20 protein-coding genes are annotated in these 17,368 nt (G+C 65.7%); 9 read left to right on the plus strand and 11 right to left on the minus strand.

Going from position 1 to position 17,368, the window contains the following annotated elements:
* Window positions 1-86: 86 nt before the first annotated feature.
* The 3 genes from LPW26_RS13880 to LPW26_RS13890 all read right to left on the minus strand — a co-directional run bounded on the left by LPW26_RS13880 (window position 87) and on the right by LPW26_RS13890 (window position 1,599).
* Window positions 87-701 carry a hypothetical protein gene (locus tag LPW26_RS13880; RefSeq protein WP_238735972.1) on the minus strand — a complete coding sequence of 205 codons (615 nt, stop codon included), beginning with the start codon at window positions 699-701 and terminating at the stop codon, window positions 87-89.
* Window positions 702-860: 159 nt separating this feature from the next.
* Window positions 861-1,187 (minus strand): hypothetical protein, encoded by a 327-nt coding sequence (locus LPW26_RS13885; RefSeq protein WP_238735974.1) that lies wholly within the window; start codon window positions 1,185-1,187, stop codon window positions 861-863.
* Window positions 1,188-1,308: 121 nt separating this feature from the next.
* Window positions 1,309-1,599 carry a hypothetical protein gene (locus LPW26_RS13890; RefSeq protein WP_238735976.1) on the minus strand — a complete coding sequence of 97 codons (291 nt, stop codon included), beginning with the start codon at window positions 1,597-1,599 and terminating at the stop codon, window positions 1,309-1,311.
* 251 nt (window positions 1,600-1,850) lie between these two features.
* Between LPW26_RS13890 and LPW26_RS13895 the strand changes: the two genes are divergently transcribed.
* Window positions 1,851-2,060, plus strand: coding sequence for a hypothetical protein (locus tag LPW26_RS13895; protein WP_238735978.1), 210 nt, complete (start codon window positions 1,851-1,853; stop codon window positions 2,058-2,060).
* 9 nt (window positions 2,061-2,069) lie between these two features.
* Here the strand turns inward: LPW26_RS13895 and LPW26_RS13900 are convergent, their stop codons facing one another.
* The gene (locus tag LPW26_RS13900) at window positions 2,070-2,390 is read right to left on the minus strand and encodes a hypothetical protein (RefSeq protein ID WP_238736044.1); all 321 of its coding nucleotides are present in this window, start codon (window positions 2,388-2,390) and stop codon (window positions 2,070-2,072) included.
* Between the two features lie 114 nt (window positions 2,391-2,504).
* Between LPW26_RS13900 and LPW26_RS13905 the strand changes: the two genes are divergently transcribed.
* On the plus strand, window positions 2,505-2,906 hold the full coding sequence (locus tag LPW26_RS13905; protein ID WP_238735980.1) for a metallopeptidase family protein: 402 nt from the start codon (window positions 2,505-2,507) through the stop codon (window positions 2,904-2,906).
* A gap of 98 nt (window positions 2,907-3,004) precedes the next feature.
* Window positions 3,005-3,610, plus strand: a complete 606-nt coding sequence (gene leuD / locus LPW26_RS13910) for a 3-isopropylmalate dehydratase small subunit (protein ID WP_238735981.1) — start codon at window positions 3,005-3,007, stop codon at window positions 3,608-3,610.
* Window positions 3,611-3,833: 223 nt separating this feature from the next.
* On the opposite strand, the gene LPW26_RS13915 is transcribed toward leuD, so the two are convergent.
* Window positions 3,834-4,712: an HpcH/HpaI aldolase/citrate lyase family protein gene (locus LPW26_RS13915; RefSeq protein ID WP_238735983.1), complete on the minus strand. Its 879-nt coding sequence runs from the start codon at window positions 4,710-4,712 to the stop codon at window positions 3,834-3,836.
* A 192-nt stretch (window positions 4,713-4,904) separates the two neighbouring features.
* On the opposite strand from LPW26_RS13915, the gene LPW26_RS13920 reads away from it, so the two are divergent.
* Window positions 4,905-5,549: a carbonic anhydrase gene (locus tag LPW26_RS13920; protein ID WP_238735985.1), complete on the plus strand. Its 645-nt coding sequence runs from the start codon at window positions 4,905-4,907 to the stop codon at window positions 5,547-5,549.
* Between the two features lie 183 nt (window positions 5,550-5,732).
* On the opposite strand, the gene LPW26_RS13925 is transcribed toward LPW26_RS13920, so the two are convergent.
* Genes LPW26_RS13925 through LPW26_RS13935 form a run of 3 tightly spaced genes read right to left on the minus strand, consistent with a single transcriptional unit; the run spans window position 5,733 to window position 8,961 of the window.
* A complete protein-coding gene (locus tag LPW26_RS13925; RefSeq protein ID WP_238735987.1) occupies window positions 5,733-7,289 on the minus strand; it encodes a DHA2 family efflux MFS transporter permease subunit in 1,557 nt (518 codons plus the stop codon).
* A 3-nt stretch (window positions 7,290-7,292) separates the two neighbouring features.
* Entirely contained in the window at window positions 7,293-8,489 is a 1,197-nt protein-coding gene (locus LPW26_RS13930; RefSeq protein ID WP_238735989.1) for an HlyD family secretion protein, read from the minus strand.
* Window positions 8,482-8,961, minus strand: coding sequence for a MarR family winged helix-turn-helix transcriptional regulator (locus LPW26_RS13935; RefSeq protein WP_238735991.1), 480 nt, complete (start codon window positions 8,959-8,961; stop codon window positions 8,482-8,484). The genes LPW26_RS13930 and LPW26_RS13935 overlap by 8 nt, the downstream gene beginning before the upstream one ends.
* Window positions 8,962-9,171: 210 nt before the next feature.
* Here LPW26_RS13935 and LPW26_RS13940 point away from each other — a divergent pair, with 210 nt between their 5' ends.
* The 3 genes from LPW26_RS13940 to ispG all read left to right on the plus strand — a co-directional run bounded on the left by LPW26_RS13940 (window position 9,172) and on the right by ispG (window position 12,076).
* The gene (locus tag LPW26_RS13940) at window positions 9,172-9,657 is read left to right on the plus strand and encodes a Fur family transcriptional regulator (protein ID WP_238735993.1); all 486 of its coding nucleotides are present in this window, start codon (window positions 9,172-9,174) and stop codon (window positions 9,655-9,657) included.
* 129 nt (window positions 9,658-9,786) lie between these two features.
* Window positions 9,787-10,698 (plus strand): DMT family transporter, encoded by a 912-nt coding sequence (locus tag LPW26_RS13945; RefSeq protein ID WP_238735995.1) that lies wholly within the window; start codon window positions 9,787-9,789, stop codon window positions 10,696-10,698.
* 82 nt (window positions 10,699-10,780) lie between these two features.
* Complete coding sequence (gene ispG / locus LPW26_RS13950; protein ID WP_238735997.1) at window positions 10,781-12,076, plus strand: flavodoxin-dependent (E)-4-hydroxy-3-methylbut-2-enyl-diphosphate synthase; 1,296 nt, start codon at window positions 10,781-10,783, stop codon at window positions 12,074-12,076.
* A 24-nt stretch (window positions 12,077-12,100) separates the two neighbouring features.
* On the opposite strand, the gene LPW26_RS13955 is transcribed toward ispG, so the two are convergent.
* From LPW26_RS13955 to LPW26_RS13965, 3 genes are all read right to left on the minus strand, one after another.
* A complete protein-coding gene (locus tag LPW26_RS13955) occupies window positions 12,101-12,655 on the minus strand; it encodes a cytidine deaminase (RefSeq protein WP_238735999.1) in 555 nt (184 codons plus the stop codon).
* Window positions 12,656-12,773: 118 nt separating this feature from the next.
* Complete coding sequence (locus LPW26_RS13960; RefSeq protein WP_238736001.1) at window positions 12,774-13,265, minus strand: hypothetical protein; 492 nt, start codon at window positions 13,263-13,265, stop codon at window positions 12,774-12,776.
* 116 nt (window positions 13,266-13,381) lie between these two features.
* Window positions 13,382-14,989, minus strand: coding sequence for a Na+/H+ antiporter (locus tag LPW26_RS13965; RefSeq protein WP_238736002.1), 1,608 nt, complete (start codon window positions 14,987-14,989; stop codon window positions 13,382-13,384).
* Window positions 14,990-15,290: 301 nt separating this feature from the next.
* Between LPW26_RS13965 and LPW26_RS13970 the strand changes: the two genes are divergently transcribed.
* Together LPW26_RS13970 and LPW26_RS13975 are read left to right on the plus strand one after the other, a co-directional pair.
* On the plus strand, window positions 15,291-16,922 hold the full coding sequence (locus tag LPW26_RS13970; protein WP_238736003.1) for a putative bifunctional diguanylate cyclase/phosphodiesterase: 1,632 nt from the start codon (window positions 15,291-15,293) through the stop codon (window positions 16,920-16,922).
* Complete coding sequence (locus LPW26_RS13975; protein WP_238736005.1) at window positions 16,922-17,365, plus strand: BLUF domain-containing protein; 444 nt, start codon at window positions 16,922-16,924, stop codon at window positions 17,363-17,365. Before LPW26_RS13970 ends, LPW26_RS13975 begins: the two co-directional genes overlap by 1 nt.
* Window positions 17,366-17,368: the final 3 nt, after the last annotated feature.

A 17,368-nucleotide genomic window follows, 5' to 3' on the forward strand; every position in this document is an offset into this window, starting at 1 on the left:
CGGGTCAAGCCCGGCGGTGACGATCGGGGATTAGCCGATGCACGACTGGCGCCCGATCGGGCGCCTGTCTGCGTTTCGGCTGCGTCTTACCAGTACACACGCCAGGCGCGGTGGTGGCGATGATGGTGGCGCCAGTGATGGCGATGCCAATGATGCCGCCAGGGACGGAACTGGCAGACGCGGCGCGGGCCGTAATGAGTGTAGATCACGCGGCAGAACCTGCGCGGACCATAATAGCGCGGGCCGTAATACACCGGCGCAATGTAGCGTCGCCCGACATAGCCATAGGAGCGCGGGCCATAAAACCGCGGGCCGTAGGCGTGCCGGCGGAAGCCGTCGTGCCGATGGCCATAGAACCTTGGACCACCGCCGAAGTGCCGGTGATGATAGATCGCCCTGCCGCCGAACTGGCCGCCGCGGAATCCGCCGCCATGAAACCCGTGGCGAAATCCGCCGCCATGGAAACCCCCACCGCGAAAGCCGCCGCCACCGTGAAAGCCGCCGCCATGATGGCCGCCGAAATGTCCACCGCGCACCTGAATAGCACGCTCGGGCACCGCCGCACGGACCGGAGCCGCGCCGACGCTCACCGGCGACAGCGCCTCGGCGCGCGGCGCCGCAACGATCGTCACAGCGAAGGCCGCGATCGCCGCGGCGCTCAGCACGCCAAGCCGGCGAACTAATCCAACGGGACGCGACATCAATCTCGTAACTGCGATGGCCATCCGTCCTCCGATCCGCCGTGAGCCGGCGATTGGATGCAAAGGATCTTGCATAGCAGCAAGGCTAGGCAGGCGATGGTGAACGCGCCATGAACGGCAGCGGGGAGCGCCACCGCGTCCGCCAACTACGCGATGCGCTTACCAGGACGGCTGGAAGCCGTAACCGCCGAAGCCGAAGGGAAAGAACGGCGCCATCCCGCCCGGGTGATAGCCGTAGGGCTGTGCGCCGTAAGCCGGGGCTGTGCGTGCGGCGCGGCGATAGCGGTGCCCGCTGCGATATTTGTGGCCGTGCACCGAGCGCTGCGCATGGGCGCGACCGCGATGCCGCGCGCTGAAATCGGTGGCCCCACGATCTTGGCCGAGCTGCGTCACGGTGCGGTGCGGCGCTTCCATCGCTTGCGCCATCATGGGAGTGAGTAGTCCGAATGCACCAGCCACGACCGCGGCGCCGATCCAGGTTCGCATCGCTTGATCCTCTCCTCGGGTGTCAACCCGCCTCGATGTTAGCGCGCCGCGCCCGCAAGCGACAGGCCAAAACAAAAACAGGCCCGCGACGCGGGCCTGTTTGCTGAACAATGCGTTGCGATCAGCGCCAGTGGCGGTGATGCGGACGCACGTGGCGGTGATACCCGTAGTGGCGGTGCGGGCGATGCATATGGCGGTACGCGCGCGGATGGTGACGATAGCCATGGTGATGGCGATAGCCGTGGCGGTGATGGCGATACTGTACTTCGCTCACGTTCGGCACGACGTCGCGCTGCACGCTGCTGGCGATGCCGGCGGCCGCGACCGGCGCAGCCTCGGCGCGCTGGGTCGGCGCTGCGATCATTAGCAGGCCGGCGATGGCGGCAAGGCCCGAAAGCTTCAGAAGGTTCATGATGAGGTTCCTCGGTTGGAGATGCGCTTCATCCGATGATGCGGACTTGTTAGTAGGGATCCGCAGAGCGACGGCGCCGCTTGTGATCATGCTGAAGCGCGGGACGTGAATGCGAAGTGAATGCGTCTGCATGCGCGAGTGAATGCAGCTGCGCAAAAGTCGTTCCCGATCGGCTGCTATTTACTTCGCACGCTGGGAAACAAACGGCGGGTTTGTGCGTATCCGCTGGCATTCGGTGAATGGAGACCAACATGACGCAGGCACGCTGGCGACGAAGCGTCGCAGCAACGGCGCTCGCGACGTGCGGCATTGTGGCGCTTGGCGTAAACGTCGCAGCCGCATCGCCGGCGATCGCGGCACCGGCCGCGGGCGAACCGGTGGAGACCGCGATGGCCTTCATGGTATACGGATCGATGGCGGTCGGAGTCGTCGCCGGCTTGATCAGCCGAGCCCAGCGCTGAGCCCGCAGCTCAGCCGCGGCGCCAGAAGCAGTTCATCCGCGGCGTGATCACGGTGCCGCTCGGCCGATATTCCTGCACATAGGTAGCGGTGCAGTCGCGCACCGCATTGGGGCCGGGATTGAAGCGCGGGTAGACGTCGTCGCCCGGCGCGACCCGCGGATAGATCCGCAGCTGCCGCGGTTTGCGGCGCTGCTGCGACGATACGTCGGTGCCGGCTGCAGAGATGGCCTGGGCGGCCGCCTGCGTCCTGGACTGCGCCTGTGCGGTAACCGGCGCCTGTGCGAGCAGCAGCGCCGCGCCGAGCCCCACCATCGTCATCCGTCCGATCATCGCCGCCGCCCCATCCAGGATCCTCGCCGGCACCGTCCCCGATCGGGCCGCTGCCGTCAACCGCAACCGCTTGCCGGCTTTGCCGAGCGCTCAATCATCCCCTACAACACGCCGATGTGGACCACCGCCAAAGCGCCCTCGCTCGACGACTTCGAAGCGATGGCTCACGACGTGTTCGGCAAGCTGCCGCAGGAGTTCCGCACCCTGTGCGAGGGCGTGATCATCCGCGTCGACGATTTCCCGACCGACGAGGTGATGGACGAACTGCAGGCGCAGACCGAGTTCGACCTGCTCGGCCTGTTTCAGGGCGTCGGCCTGCCTCAGCAATCGAGCCAGGACATCGCCCCGATGCCCAACATGATCTGGCTGTATCGCCGGCCGATCCTGGACTATTGGGCCGACCACGACGACACCCTCGGCGAGATCGTCCGCCACGTCCTGATCCACGAAATCGGCCACCATTTCGGCCTGTCAGATGCCGACATGGAAGAGATCGAGGCGCAGGGCGAGGGCTGAGCGCGGGATAAGGCCCGCGCAGAGCCACCTGCGCAACAAACGCCTTGGAACGCCGGCCCTGGCCGGCTAAAACCCGGCCTCAATCTGGGAAAATCGCCATGGACAAGTTCACCACGCTGGAAGGCGTCGCGGCGCCGCTGAAGATCATCAATGTCGACACCGACATGATCATTCCGAAGCAGTATCTGAAGACGATCAAGCGCACCGGCCTCGGCAAGGGGCTGTTCTCCGAGCAGCGCTACAACGACGACGGCAGCGAGAACCCGGACTTCGTGCTCAACAAGCCGGCCTATCGCAAGGCGTCGATCCTGGTCGCGGGCGACAATTTTGGCTGCGGGTCGAGCCGCGAGCATGCGCCGTGGGCGCTGCTCGATTTCGGCATCCGCTGCGTGATCTCGACCTCGTTCGGCGACATCTTCTACAACAACTGCTTCAAGAACGGCATTCTGCCGATCCGGGTGTCGCAGGACGAACTCGACAAGCTGTTCGACGACGCCGAGCGCGGCGCCAACGCCACCGTGACGATCGACCTCGCGGCGCAGGAAATCCGCGGCCCCGACGGCGGCACGATCAAGTTCGAGATCGACCCGTTCCGCAAGCACTGCCTGATCAACGGCCTCGACGACATCGGCCTGACGCTGGAAAAGAAGGCGTCGATCGACAGCTACGAAGACAAGCTCAAGACCGAGCGCGCCTGGGCCTAAGGCCTCCGCCCCACCGCGGTCATTCCGGTGCCTTCGCCCCACCCACCGTCATTCCGGGGCGCGAGCAGCGCGAACCCGGAATCCCGAGGGGTTCTGCGACTCCGCCGTTTCCACAACTGCGAGATTCCGGGTTCGCGAGCTGCGCCCGCGCCCCGGAATGACGTGCTTGGGCTGGCCAGCCACGAGCGCTGGCGTGACGGGGACGGCTCGCTTCGCTGTCCGTTTACTTCCCCGTGCGCTCGATCGCGTCGGCGATCGCGATGGTCTTCTTGGCGATCTCGGCGTGCAGGCGTTCGACCATGCGGCCGTCGAGCTGGATGGCGCCGCGGCCCTGATTTTCCGGACGATCGAACGCCGTGAGGATGGCGCGAGCCTGGGCGATGTCGTCGGCCGGCGGCGTGAACGCGGCGTTGCAGGCATCGATCTGGCCGGGATGGATCAGCGTCTTGCCGTCGAAACCGAGATCGCGCGACTGGGCGCATTCGGCACCGAGGCCATCCACATTGGCGATGTCGCTGTAGGGCCCGTCGAGCACCACGAGGCCGTGGACGCGCGCAGCCAGGATGCAGTGCGTCATCATCGGAATCATGGTCGAGCGGCCCGGCAGCATGCGGATGCCGGTCTCGCGCGAAATATCGTTGGGGCCGAACACGAAGCCGGCCAGCCGCGTTTCGGAATCATGCACCTGCGCGGCCAGCTCCTCGGCGTGCAGCACGCCGCGCGCGGTCTCGATCATGATCCAGACCCGGATCGCCATGTCGGCATTGAGATCCGACAGCCGGGCGGCGATCGCCGCGAGGTCTTGCACGCTGGACACCTTGGGCACCAGAATGCCGTCCGGCTTGACCTTGGCGGCCATCGCGATGTCGTCGAGCCACCACGGCGAATCCAGCGCGTTGATCCGCACCAGCACCTCGCGATGGCCGAAGCCCTTGGCCGCCACCGCCGCGGCGATCTGCTCGCGCGCCTGCGCCTTGGCGTCCGGCGCCACCGCGTCCTCGAGGTCGAGGATCAGGCCGTCGGCCGGCACCACCCGCGCCTTCTCCAGCGCACGCGCGTTCGATCCGGGCATGAATAGCAAGCTGCGGCGCGGTCGGATCATCGGGGCCCCCCAAAATCAGGAAAATCGGCCGAGCCGATAACATTTCGCCGCCCGCGCCGGAAGGCTTGTTCGTTGCGGCGACCTGTGTTTATGCGTGCGGGATCAGGCGCGCGCGGATCCTGGTCGCATCACGTCCCCGCATCCGCGCAATGTTGAAGCTCACGATCCTCCAGCCCTAGAGAGACCGCGCCGATGGCCGCCTTCCCGACCTCCCTGATCTCCGGATACGAAGCGTTTCGAACCCAGCGGCTGCCGACCGAACAAAGCCGCTTCCGCGAGCTGTCCGAGCGCGGCCAGTCGCCCGAGGTCATGCTGATCGGCTGCTGCGACTCGCGGGTGTCGCCCGAGGTGATCTTCGACGCCGGCCCGGGCGAGATGTTCGTGGTCCGCAACGTCGCCAATCTGGTGCCGGTCTACGAGCCCGACGGCGGCGCCCACGGCGTCTCGGCGGCGCTGGAGTTCGCCGTGCAGGTGCTGAAGGTGAAGCACATCGTGGTGCTCGGCCACGCCCAATGCGGCGGCATCCGCGCCTTCGTCGAAAAGCCGGCGCCGCTGACGCCGAGCGACTTCATCGGGCGCTGGATGTCGATGTTCACCAAGCCGGGCGAAGTGGTCGAGCAGCGCGCTGCCGAGACCATGCAGGAGTTCGTCACCCGGATCGAGAAGGCCGCGGTGTTCCGCAGCCTCGAGAACCTGATGACCTTCCCGTGCATCAAGATCCAGGTCGAGCGCGGCAAGATCCAGCTCCACGGCGCGTACTTCGGCGTCGCCGATGGCGAACTCTCGGTGCTTGACCAGGAAACCAAGCAGTTCGTGCCGGCCGTCAAGCCGGTGTGAGGCTCGATCGAGCCTGGCCCGAAGCCAAGCCGATCAGCACCGCTTCGGCACGCGCCCTATGAGTCGAAGAATCCGTCATTGACGGGCTCCGTCACCGCCGACATCGTCTTAGCCCAGACCACTGCTGGACGACGCGGATGCCCGGGCCAAGGCCCGCGCATCGGTCGCGCGCGACCCGGGCTGCTACTCGATCACGGCCGCATGATCCGGCGCCTGGCTTTGCTGGCGGAGCGCCGCTTTGGTGGAGCCGATGATGATCGCCATCGGCACGGCGGCGGCGGTGAGGAACATCACCAGCGCGTAGTCGTGCGAGAACGCGATGATCTGCGCCTGCATGGTGACGATCGAATCCATCATCGCCTTGCCGGTGGTGGTCGACAGATCGATCATGCCGGTGACGTTCGGCATCTGCAGCGCGTTGTTGAACGGGTTGATGTGCTCGACCAGCACCGCATGGGCCGCCCGGGTGCCGGAGGTGAGCTGCGCGATCACCACCGAGATGCCGATCGAACTCCCGACGTTGCGCACCAGCGTCAGCATCGACGTGCCGTCGGTGCGCAGATGGCCCGGCAACGTCATGAACGCCACCGTCGACAGCGGCACGAACACCAGACCGAAGCCGAAGCCCTGCACGATGCTGACCTGCACGATGGTCGCCACGCTGGTCTGGTCGGTCCAGCCGGTCATGACGTAGAGCGACCCGCAGGTCAGCGCCAGACCGGTGGCGATCAGCGTGCGCGCCTCGACGTGGCGCATGATCCGGCCGACGATCATCATCGCCACGAAGGTGCCGCAGCCGCGCGAGGCGAGCAGCAGGCCGGCCGTCATGATCGGGTAGCCGATCACGTTCTGCAGATAGGGCGACGACAGCGCCATGGTGGAGAACAGCACCAGCCCCATCACCGCCATGAACACCACGCCGCCGATGAAGTTGCGATCCTTGAAGATCGCGAACTGGATGAACGGCCGCTCCGTGGTGAACGAGTGGGCGAAGAAGTAGTAGAAGCCGACCGCCGAGATGACCGATTCGATGATGATCTCCGGCGAATTGAACCAGTCGAGCTGCTCGCCGCGGTCGAGCGCGAGCTGCATCGCGCCGATGCCGACCGCGAGCGCCGCGAAGCCGAACCAGTCGAACCGCAGCTTGTTGTTCTGTTCGGTCTCGTCCATGAAGAACGCCAGACCGAGCACCGTGAAGGCGCCGAACGGCAGGTTGACGAAGAACACCCAGTGCCACGAATAGGTCTCGGTCAGCCAGGCGCCGAGCGACGGGCCCATGATCGGCCCCATCATCACGCCCATGCCCCAGATCGACATCGCCTTGGCGCGCTCGTGCAGCGCGTAGCTGTCGAGCATCACGGCCTGCGACAGCGGCACCAGCGCGGCGCCGAACACGCCCTGCAGCAGCCGGAACGCCACCATCTGGGTGATATCCTGCGCGAGGCCGCACATCACCGACGCGACCGTGAAGCCGGCCGCACAGATGATGAAGATGCGCTTGCGGCCGAACCGGTTGGCGATCCAGCCGACCGGCGCCGTCATGATGGCGGCGGCCACGATATAGGACGTCAGCACCCAGTTGATCTGATCCTGCGAGGCCGACAGCGAACCCTGCATATAGGGCAGCGCCACATTGGCGATGGTGGTGTCGAGCGCCTGCATGATCGTCGCCGTCATGGCGCAGATCGTCACCATGGTCCGGCGCAGGCCCGGGACCGCGGCTGTAGGGGCGCTCGACATCGCTTACTTCGCCTCTGCCGCGGCTTCAGGCTGCGCAGCGTCAGGCTGCGCGGCTTTGGCCGGGCCGAGGCCGAGCAGGCCGGCGAGCGAGCGCTGGTGATGGGTGTCGATCGCGACGTTGACGCTCATGCCGGCCTTCAGCCGGCGCACCATCGGGTCGTTGTCGTCGAGCGCGATCCGCAGCGGCACGCGCTGCACCACCTTGACGAAGTTGCCGGTGGCGTTCTGCGGCGGCAGCACGGCGAACTGCGCGCCGGTGCCGGGCGACAGCGACGACACCGTGCCGGCGAACTGATGATCCGGGAAGGCGTCGACGTCGAGCGTCACCTTCTGGCCGACCGCCACATAGGTGAAGTCGCTTTCCTTCGGATTGGCGTCGACCCACGGCGCATTGGTGTCGATCACGCTGAACACCGGCGTGCCGGCGGCGACGAAGCGGCCGAGCTGAATGTTGTCGACCTGGGTGGCGGTGCCGTTCATCGGCGCCCGGATGGTCGAGAGGTCGAGATTGCGCTGCGCGTCGTCGAGCGCCGCCTTGGCCTGCATGTAGGCGGGGAATTTCTCCAGCGGCAATTCCGGATCGCCGAGCAGCTGATTGAGCGCGGTCGAGCGCTGCTGCATCACCAGCTGCAGCTGTGCCTTGGCGGTGACCAGCGCGGTGGCGGAATTGTCGAGATCGAGCTGCGAGCCGGCGCGGCTTTGTACCAGGGACGATTTGCGGTCGACGTCGCGCTGCTTGAGGTCGATGCCGGCGTTCACCAGCTCGATGGTCTGACCGTAGATCTTGACGTTGGCGACGAGGTTGTCGTGCGTGGTCTTGGCGTCGGCGAGCTTGGCCTGCGCCTGAGCCAGCGCGAGCCGGAACGGCACCGGGTCGACCTGGAACAACTGATCGCCGGTCTTGACCTGCTGGCCTTCCTTGACGGTGACGCTGACGATCTTGCCGGCGACGTCCGGCGTGATCAACACCTTCTGGGCGCCCACATAGGCGTCGTCGGTGGTCACATAGCGGCCACCCGACAGATAGAACGCAATGCCGGCGATCAGCACGACGATCGGCAGAACCACCAGCAGCAATGGTCGCCGATAACGGCGCAGCGCGCCGCCGAGGCCACGCTTCGGACCCTGGCCGACCGGCACGGGGACGTCATTCGACGCGCCTTTCTGTTCGGCAGGAAATTTGAGGACGGGATCAGCCATAACGCTGTTCCTTTCGGGTCTGGTCGGTGCAGGATTGAATGGCGGTGCGGACGTTTTCCTTGATGGTTTCCATCTGCGTCAGCAGCCGCTGCGCATCCGCCGGGCTGATTCCGGCGAGCGCGGTCGCGGTGAGTTCGGAGCGCAGCCCGGCCAGTTTTCCGAGCAGCGGGCGCGCGGCCTTGCGCAGATGCAGACGCTTGACGCGGCGATCGCTGTCGTCGCTGCGCCGCTCCAGCCAACCGTTGTCGCACAGCTTGTCGATCAGCCGCGTCAGCGTGATCGGCTGCATCTCCATCTGCTCGGCGAGCTCGGATTGCTTGAGACCTTCGCAGCGCTCCACTTTCGCCAGCACGGCCCACTGCGCGCGGGTGATGCCATGACGCGCCGCCTGGCGATCCGCATAGGCGCGCAGCAGCCGCTGCACCTCGGCCAGTGTGAACATGAAATGTTGATCGACAGACCCACGGGTCATCGGACGTCTCGCTCCCTGAGTTGGCTTAAATTAAGCTAGCTTATGAATAGGGGCAGTATCATTGTCCGCATGAGGCGTTGTGACGCGCGCATGGCTGTCCGGTCGCGGAACCCGAACTGTCCGGACGGGACTTGTCGGCGAAAGCAGCGTAGACTACCCATCATCGCGCCGCGCGGGGACAGCGGCCATGCTGCAGCGTTGAGGCCACCGATGACAGCTTTGAAGCCGGCCTTTCCGGCGCCCGGTCATGATCATGATCGTTGTGCGGCCGAAGGCCTCGAATACGCCGAGCGGATCTGCGCCGACCGGTCCCAGAACCTGACCCCGATCCGCCGCCACGTGCTGCGGGCGCTGCTGTCGAGCCACCGTCCGCTCGGCGCCTATGAGGTGATCGAGGAACTGGCGCGGGTGATGCCGCGGCCGGCGCCGATCACGGTGTATCGCGCGCTCGACTTCCTGATGCAGAACGGCCTGGTGCATCGCATCGAAAGCCGCAACGCGTTCCTCGCCTGCGGACGCGCGCACGACGACGCCGCGGTCGCATTCCTGATTTGCGAATGTTGCGGCTCGGTCGGCGAGATTTCGGCGTCCGCTGTGGCGCAGGGCCTGAGCGAGGCGGCGCGCCAGACCGGCTTCACGCCGAAGCTGTCGGTGGTGGAGATCACCGGCATCTGCGGGCATTGCCAATCCACCTGACGCGGTCTACGCCTCATTGATGGGGAGGAGCGCTGCTCGCCGCGCGAGCGCGCCCGAAGCAACACGGCGACAAGCCGGAGACGCAATGTCCATTTTGATCGATCATTTTCGCCCGCAGACCATCGTCCGATGGCGCATCCGATAGACGGCGCGGTCGCCCGGCCGCTGACAGCGGGCGCCATCCTGCTGATGCTGGTGTGCTGCTTCAGCTGGGGCTTCAACCAGATCGCCGTCAAACTGACGTTGCAGGAAATTCCGCCGTTCCTGCAGGCGGCGATCCGCTCCTGTGTCGGCCTGGTGGTGCTGCTGATCATCGCCTGGGCCCGCGGCGTCAAGATGTTCGAGCGCGACGGCACCTTGAAGGCCGGGCTGTTCGCCGGCGTGCTGTTCGGCCTGGAATTCGTGATGATCTATCGCGGCCTGATGCTGACCACCGCGACCCGCGGCGTGGTCTTCCTTTACACCGCGCCGTTCATCGTGGCGCTCGGCTCCTATCACTTCCTCGGCGAGCGGCTGAGCACCCTGCAATGGTCCGGACTGGCGCTGAGCTTCGCCGGCGTCGCGCTGGCGATCGGGGTTCCGCAGCCGGATGTCGACGCCACGGTGCTGCTCGGCGACCTGATGCTGGTCGGCGGCGGCGCGCTGTGGGGCGCCACCACCCTGATCGTCAAGGTGACCCGGTTGCAGAAGGCCCCCGCCGAGAAGGGCCTCGGCTACCAGATCGCGGTCTCGATCCCGCTGCTGTTCGGCGCGGCGCTGATTTCGGGCGAATCCCTCGACAAAATGCCTAGCCCGACCGCCGTGGGCCTGATGGCCTACCAGTCGGTCTGGGTGGTCGGCCTGACCTTTTTGCTCTGGTTCAGCCTGGTGAAGACCTATTCGGCCAGCAAATTGTCGGCTTTTTCATTCATTACCCCTTTATTCGGGGTGGTGGCGGGCTATGTCATCATGCACGACCCGCTGACCCCGGCCTTCGGCTTCGCGGCGCTGCTGGTGATTGCCGGCCTGTATCTCGTCAACCGGCCGGCGAAGGCCGCTTGAGGACCGGTTCCAGGCCCTGTGGAGGGTTCCTGCGCCGATTGATCGATTGCTGAATGTCATCGAAACCTGATATTTGGACGCCATGAACAAGCTCGAAAATCCGCTGCTGAACGACGTCGCCGGCCCCGCGCCGCGGCACAAAACCACCCAGGTCATGGTCGGCGACATCGCCGTCGGCGGCGGCGCGCCGATCGTCGTGCAGTCGATGACCAACACCGATACGGCGGATATCCAGGGCACCATCCAGCAGGTTGCGGCACTCGCCCGCGCCGGCTCCGAGATGGTCCGGATCACGGTCGACCGCGAGGAGGCCGCCGCTGCCGTCCCGCATATCCGCGACGGCCTGCGCAAGCTCGGCCTGACCACGCCGCTGATCGGCGACTTTCATTATATCGGCCACAAGCTGCTGGCCGACTATCCGGCCTGTGCCGAGGCGCTCGACAAGTACCGGATCAACCCCGGCAACGTCGGCTTCAAGGCCAAGCGCGACACCCAGTTCGCCGACATCGTCGAGATCGCCATCAAGAACAACAAGGCGGTCCGGATCGGCGCCAATTGGGGCTCGCTCGACCAGGAGCTGCTGACCCGGCTGATGGACGACAACGCCGCCAGCGCCACCCCGCGCGACGTCCGCGCCGTCACCCGCGAGGCGATGGTGCAGTCGGCGCTGCTGTCGGCCGCCCGCGCCGAAGAGATCGGCCTGCCGAAGACCAAGATGATCCTGTCCGCCAAGGTCTCGGCCGTGCAGGACCTGATCGCGGTCTATCAGGATCTCGCGTCGCGCTCGGACTATGCCATCCACCTCGGCCTGACCGAGGCCGGCATGGGCTCCAAGGGCATCGTGGCCTCGTCGGCCGCGCTCGGCATCCTGTTGCAGCAGGGCATCGGCGACACCATCCGGATCTCGCTGACGCCCGAGCCCGGCGGCGACCGCACCAAGGAAGTCCAGGTCGCGCAGGAACTGCTGCAGACCATGGGGTTCCGCACCTTCGTGCCGCTGGTCGCGGCCTGCCCGGGCTGCGGCCGTACCACCTCGACGACGTTCCAGGAACTGGCGCGTTCGATCCAGGACTTCATCCGCCTCGAAATGCCGACCTGGAAGACCCGCTATCCGGGCGTCGAGAATCTCAACGTCGCGGTGATGGGCTGCATCGTCAACGGCCCGGGCGAGAGCAAGCACGCCAACATCGGCATCTCGCTGCCCGGCACCGGCGAAACCCCGGCCGCCCCGGTGTTCGTCGACGGCGAAAAATTCCGCACCCTGCGCGGCGAGAATATCGCCAGCGACTTCAAGGCACTGGTGATCGACTACATCGAACAGCGTTATGGCGCGGCCCCGAAGCCGGGCGCCGCCCAGATGGTGCCGGCGGCGGAGTAGGCCGATGCGGCCGAGCTGACTCGATTATCGCTCGAGAGCGATACTGACGTCGGCATCGACCGCTTCAAGGTCTTGGACGCTGCGGGCAAGCTCTGCGCGCAGCGTCGGCCAGATCTCCCTCAGTCCCAAATTGGCCGGCCCAAATGCCTCGGGAAGCATTTCCGAAATCGTCGACTGACGGATCTCTGCGAGATCGCCGCTGCAGGAAAAGATCGTGACGTCGGCCCGCGTAATCTCTCCCGCCTCGAAGATCAATTGCCGACATCGGCCACATGGCGTCACAACGCGAGTGGCGTCTTTTGGCGATGTAAACTTCAAGCCCACCACGGCAATTGTGGTAATTTCGTAGTCGCCCGCCGAATTGGCGGCGGTGATCGCACCGACCTCCGCGCACATGCCCACGCCGTAAGCGGCATTTTCCAGATTGGCGCCGGAATAGATACCGCCGGTACGGGTCCGCACGGCTGCTCCAACGGCAAACCCGGAATACGGCGCATAGGCATTCATCACAGCGGCGCGCGCGATCTTGATGAGGCGCTGATTTGGGGTGGCGAGCTCGCCGAACGTCCTGCGTTCCATAGGCACCTCGATCTAGCAGGGCGACGATATCGCAGCCTTTGCCAAATTGATACCGAGCCTTTTCCAGATTGATACTTGTGTCCCTGGCGCCCATCCCCTTCTTATCGCGATCGAACGATCAGACCTTCCGTCCCAAAAAGGCGTCGAGCAAGATCAGGCCGGAGATAAACGAGGCGGCAAGCGTGAGATACCATGCGATGAGATAGTAGTGCGTCCTGTCGTCGGCAACATTGGCGAGGCGCTGAGCCTCGCTTTCGAAGTCGTAGGATGCTCCGACCTTCCTCACTTCGCCAAGAAACCTCCAAGCCACCCGGACGACGAGAAAGCAGAAGAACATCGAGGCTATCACCAGGGAAAGCACGAGCTTTGCTGCGCCGCTTTCGGCATTTGTCAGCAGTTCGTAACCGGCGCGTTGCGCGCCGAAAAAGAACAGCAGGATCGTAATGAAAGCGCCATTGACGCGCATCAGGCCGTTGGCCTTGGCGTCGAGAATATTCAGCACGCCATACCACCACGTCATCATGTCTTTGTCCGTGGTTGCCAAGCCACGACTCTTGTCGAGCGCCTCGAGCCCTCGATACCGCCCAAAAAATAGGAAATCATTACGCATCGCGAAACACGCCAGCGAAAAATGAACTAAAAAATCAACCTGAAATGCAGATCGCAGCCTAAATCAAATTCGCGCCCGAGTCGATCCAATCCCGGGGGCGCACAGAGCCGCCACCCTCACGCCGTCGCCTTTCCATACTCCCTATTCGCCAGACTCGCCTCTTCGAGATCCAGATCACGCTCGATCCTGCGCCGCGCTTCGTCGGTGATCTTGCCGTCGCGGAGCTGGGCGTGGATGAACGCGCGTTCGACGGCGATTAGTTCGCGGACCAGCGCGCGGGCGTTGGCGGTGGCCTCGTAGGCGTCGTCGTCGAGCGACGAGGGCAGCTGGTTGGCGCGGCTTTCGTGGCGGGCGCGGAGCAGCTTGACCACTTCGTCGGACAATTCGCGATCGTTGGTCATCGCATCCAGGGACGCGAACGCTGCGGCGAGCGCATCGCGCCGCGCGGCGATCTCGTTCTCGTGCTCGAACACGTGTTCGCTCTGGCCGTCGCGCGCGACGCCGAGCGCCTTCACCAGCGCCGGCAGCGTCAGCCCGAGGCCGACCAGCGTGATCAGGATGACGCCGAAGGCGACGAACAGAATCAGGCCACGGTCGGGAAAGCCGCTGCCGTCCGGCAGGGTGAACGGCAACGCCAGCGCGGTCGCCAGCGAGACCGCGCCGCGCACCCCGGTGAAGCCGACCACGAAGGTGGCGCGCCATGACGGCGCGGTTTCGCGAGCCCGCACCCGCGGGCTCAGCAGGTGCGGCAGGTAGGTCGCCGGGTACACCCAGAGGAATCGCGCCAGGATGACGATGGCGGCGACCAGCACCGTCGCCACCAGGATGTCGTCGAGCGGAAAGCCTTTCGAGCGTTCGACGATCGCCCGCATCTGGAAGCCGGTGAGCAGGAACAGCAGCCCCTCGATCAGGTAGATCACCAGGTCCCAGAAGAACACGCCCTGCAGCCGCGTCGCTGCCGAGATCAGCAGCGGACCGTTCCACGAGATAAAAAGCCCGCACGCCACCGTTGCGATCACGCCCGAGCCGCCGAGATGCTCCGGGATCCAGTAGGCGATGTAGGGCGTCAGCAGCGACAGCGTGATCTCGATCTGCGGGTCGCGCGCCCAGCGCCGCAGCCGCAGGCTGAGCCAGCCGATCGCGAGGCCGAACACGATCTCCCCGGCCAGGATCGCCACGAAGGTGCCGGAGGCCTTGGGCAGCGAGAACACGCCCGTCATGATGGCCGCCAGCGCGAAGCGGTACAGGATCAGCGCGGTGGCATCGTTGGCCAGCCCCTCGCCTTCCAGCACCACGATAATCCGCCGCGGCAGGCCGAGCCGGCGCGCGATCGCCAGCGGCGCCACGACGTCCGGCGGGGCCACGATGGCGCCGAGCAGAAAGCCGACCGCCCACGGCAGCCCGATCAGATAATGCGTCGCCACCGCCACCGCGCAGGCAGTGAAAATCACGCAGCCGATCGCCAGCAGCCCGATGGCGCGCAGGTTGAAGCGGAACTCGCGCCAGCTCATCGCCACGCTGGCCGAGTAGATCAGCGGCGGCAGCACCAGCAGCAGGATCAGATCCGGCGGCAGCTCGATCGCCGGCATGCCCGGGATGAACGCCATCGTGATGCCGACCAGCATCAGCAGGATCGCCGGCGCGATCCGGACGCGCCGCGCCACCAGCGAGGTTGCCGCCAGCACCGCAAGCAGGATCAGGAAGATCTGAAATTTGGCTTCCACGGGACCGCGATGTTGGTGAGCCGGCTGCGATCTGTCACCCGAGGACAGAACGAGGTCAAGCCGGGCGGCTCCCGATGGCCGCGGAAGGACGGCGGGGCAACCCTCTGCTCCATGGCATTTGAATCAAGGATACTTCGGAGTTGCACACGTCCGCTAACTCGCCATTCACTGTCGGCTGACGGGAATACCTCTGGTTATAGCTTTGGCAAGATTCGAGGGCTTTTCTATCCGCATGGGTCCGGTGCACTCCATTCCACCAGCGGAGAAGTCGCGTTCACAGACGCGAGGCGTACCGCGCCCGGTGTCGGGCAAACAGGCGGCCGCGCTGGCGCTGTCGGCGTTCACCACGATCGACTCCGGCCTGGCGATGATCGCGCCCGATGGCCGAATGCTGATGACCAATCCGGCGTTCGCGCGACTATTCGGCGAGACGTCCTCGGACGATCTGCTGGCACGGCTGCAGCTCTCGGCCTGGACAGAGGCCGGCGCTGCGACTCCGCCGCTGTCGGTGAACGGTCGCACCGTGCAGATCCGTGTCAAGGCGGTGCCGCAAGGCTACGTCCTCAATTGCGAAGACATCACCGCTGAATCCGAGCGGACCGCGCGTGACACCAGGCAGGCCCGCACCGACCGGCTGACCGAGCTCGGCAACCGGCTTCTGCTACGCGAACGCCTGCAGGAATTGCTCGCCGGTCCGTCCGCTATCCGCGACGATTGCGCGTTGCTGACCATCGATCTCGATCGCTTCAAGGCGGTCAACGACACCCTCGGCCGCAACATCGGCGACGCACTGCTGGGGTTGGTGGCACGCCGGATCCGAGCCACGGCGACCGACGAGGACATCGTCGTCAGAGTGTACGGCGATCAGTTCGCCATCATCCAGCAGGCCCGGCCGCAGCCGGACTCCGCCATCCAGCTGGCCAAGCGGCTGCGCGATCTGCTCAGCCGGCCCTATATGCTGGAAGGGCAATTGATCGACATCACCGCCAATGTCGGCATCGCGCCGCTGGCACAAGCCGTCACGGATGTCGATCAGGCCATCAAAAATGCCGATCTGGCGCTGCGTTGCGCCAAACAGGATCACTCGGTCGATTACTTCGTCTTCGAATCCAGTCTGGACGAGACCGTGAAGGCGCGCCGGGCGCTCGAGACCGATCTGCGCCGGGCGCTGGCGCTGCGCGAATTTGCACTGGTGTATCAGCCGCAATTCGATCTGCAGAGCTGCCGCGTCACCGGGCTCGAGGCGCTGCTGCGCTGGAATTCGCCGACCCGCGGGCCGGTGTCGCCGATGGACTTCATCCCGCTCGCCGAAGAGACCGGGATCATCAGTCCGATCGGCGAATGGGTGCTGCGCACCGCCTGCCGCGACGCCGCGAATTGGCCGGACGACATCACCGTGGCGGTCAACATTTCGGCGGTGCAGTTCGCCAATCGGGCGCTCGCCACCATCGTGCTGTCGGCATTGGCGGACAGCGGTCTCGATCCGCGGCGGCTGGAGCTCGAGATCACCGAAAGCGTGATGCTCGATGCCCGCGGCACGGCGCTCGGTGTGCTGCAGCGGCTGCGCGCCACCGGCGTGAGCGTCTCCCTCGACGATTTCGGCACCGGCTATTCGTCGCTCGGCTATCTGCGCAGCTTTCCGTTCGACAAGATCAAGATCGACCAGAGCTTCGTGCGCGGCGCCGCCGAGGACCCGGGCAACCGCGCGATCGTGCGGGCGATCGCATCGCTCGGCCAGAATCTCGGCATGGCGACGGTCGCCGAAGGCGTCGAGACCGCCGAGCATATGGAGCGGGTCGCCGCCGATGGCTGCACTCATGTGCAGGGCTACCTGATCAGCCGGCCGTTGCCCGCCGAGCGAGTTCGAACGTTTCTCGGACTGAGCGAGGCGGCCCCCGGACCAGGTCTGTCCGACCACTTCAAGGTCGCGTAGTGCCGATCCGGCCGTATCGCTGCGTGTATTGGAGCAAGCACCGGATCGACGGTGAAGCGGGCGAGATCGACGCTGGCCTCGGCGCGATCCTGAGCTCGGCGCGCCGCAACAATCGGCTGCTCGGCGTCACCGGCGCGCTGGTGTTCGATCGGGGTCTGTTCGCCCAGTTTCTCGAAGGCGAGATTCGCGCGGTCGAGCTGGTGTTCGAGAACATCCAGCGCGACGAGCGGCACGGCGACACCCAGGTGCTGTCGTTCGGCGTGGCGGCCGAGCGCGCGTTTCGCCCCTGGCCGATGGCGTTTCTTGGACGCACCGACGAAGAGCATCTGCGATTTGCCGATTGCGGCGACGAGGCCGGCGCCAGCATGCGCCGGCTCGAAGCCGAGAGGCTGCGCGACCTCGTTCGCACTCTGGGCGATGAAGGCCCGATGCAGCGCCGCTGACGC

This window comes from Rhodopseudomonas infernalis (assembly GCF_022271405.1).
GTDB classification, from domain to species: Bacteria; Pseudomonadota; Alphaproteobacteria; order Rhizobiales; family Xanthobacteraceae; genus Rhodopseudomonas; species Rhodopseudomonas infernalis.

What these genes read in the sequence shown, in the direction of transcription:
- LPW26_RS13880 (WP_238735972.1), bottom strand. Translation starts at nt 701, where the DNA reads ATGTCGCGTCCCGTTGGATTAGTTCGCCGGCTTGGCGTGCTGAGCGCC.
- LPW26_RS13885 (WP_238735974.1), bottom strand. Translation starts at nt 1,187, where the DNA reads ATGCGAACCTGGATCGGCGCCGCGGTCGTGGCTGGTGCATTCGGACTA.
- LPW26_RS13890 (WP_238735976.1), bottom strand. Translation starts at nt 1,599, where the DNA reads ATGAACCTTCTGAAGCTTTCGGGCCTTGCCGCCATCGCCGGCCTGCTA.
- LPW26_RS13895 (WP_238735978.1), top strand. Translation starts at nt 1,851, where the DNA reads ATGACGCAGGCACGCTGGCGACGAAGCGTCGCAGCAACGGCGCTCGCG.
- LPW26_RS13900 (WP_238736044.1), bottom strand. Translation starts at nt 2,390, where the DNA reads ATGATCGGACGGATGACGATGGTGGGGCTCGGCGCGGCGCTGCTGCTC.
- LPW26_RS13905 (WP_238735980.1), top strand. Translation starts at nt 2,505, where the DNA reads ATGTGGACCACCGCCAAAGCGCCCTCGCTCGACGACTTCGAAGCGATG.
- leuD (WP_238735981.1), top strand. Translation starts at nt 3,005, where the DNA reads ATGGACAAGTTCACCACGCTGGAAGGCGTCGCGGCGCCGCTGAAGATC.
- LPW26_RS13915 (WP_238735983.1), bottom strand. Translation starts at nt 4,712, where the DNA reads ATGATCCGACCGCGCCGCAGCTTGCTATTCATGCCCGGATCGAACGCG.
- LPW26_RS13920 (WP_238735985.1), top strand. Translation starts at nt 4,905, where the DNA reads ATGGCCGCCTTCCCGACCTCCCTGATCTCCGGATACGAAGCGTTTCGA.
- LPW26_RS13925 (WP_238735987.1), bottom strand. Translation starts at nt 7,289, where the DNA reads ATGTCGAGCGCCCCTACAGCCGCGGTCCCGGGCCTGCGCCGGACCATG.
- LPW26_RS13930 (WP_238735989.1), bottom strand. Translation starts at nt 8,489, where the DNA reads ATGGCTGATCCCGTCCTCAAATTTCCTGCCGAACAGAAAGGCGCGTCG.
- LPW26_RS13935 (WP_238735991.1), bottom strand. Translation starts at nt 8,961, where the DNA reads ATGACCCGTGGGTCTGTCGATCAACATTTCATGTTCACACTGGCCGAG.
- LPW26_RS13940 (WP_238735993.1), top strand. Translation starts at nt 9,172, where the DNA reads ATGACAGCTTTGAAGCCGGCCTTTCCGGCGCCCGGTCATGATCATGAT.
- LPW26_RS13945 (WP_238735995.1), top strand. Translation starts at nt 9,787, where the DNA reads ATGGCGCATCCGATAGACGGCGCGGTCGCCCGGCCGCTGACAGCGGGC.
- ispG (WP_238735997.1), top strand. Translation starts at nt 10,781, where the DNA reads ATGAACAAGCTCGAAAATCCGCTGCTGAACGACGTCGCCGGCCCCGCG.
- LPW26_RS13955 (WP_238735999.1), bottom strand. Translation starts at nt 12,655, where the DNA reads ATGGAACGCAGGACGTTCGGCGAGCTCGCCACCCCAAATCAGCGCCTC.
- LPW26_RS13960 (WP_238736001.1), bottom strand. Translation starts at nt 13,265, where the DNA reads ATGCGTAATGATTTCCTATTTTTTGGGCGGTATCGAGGGCTCGAGGCG.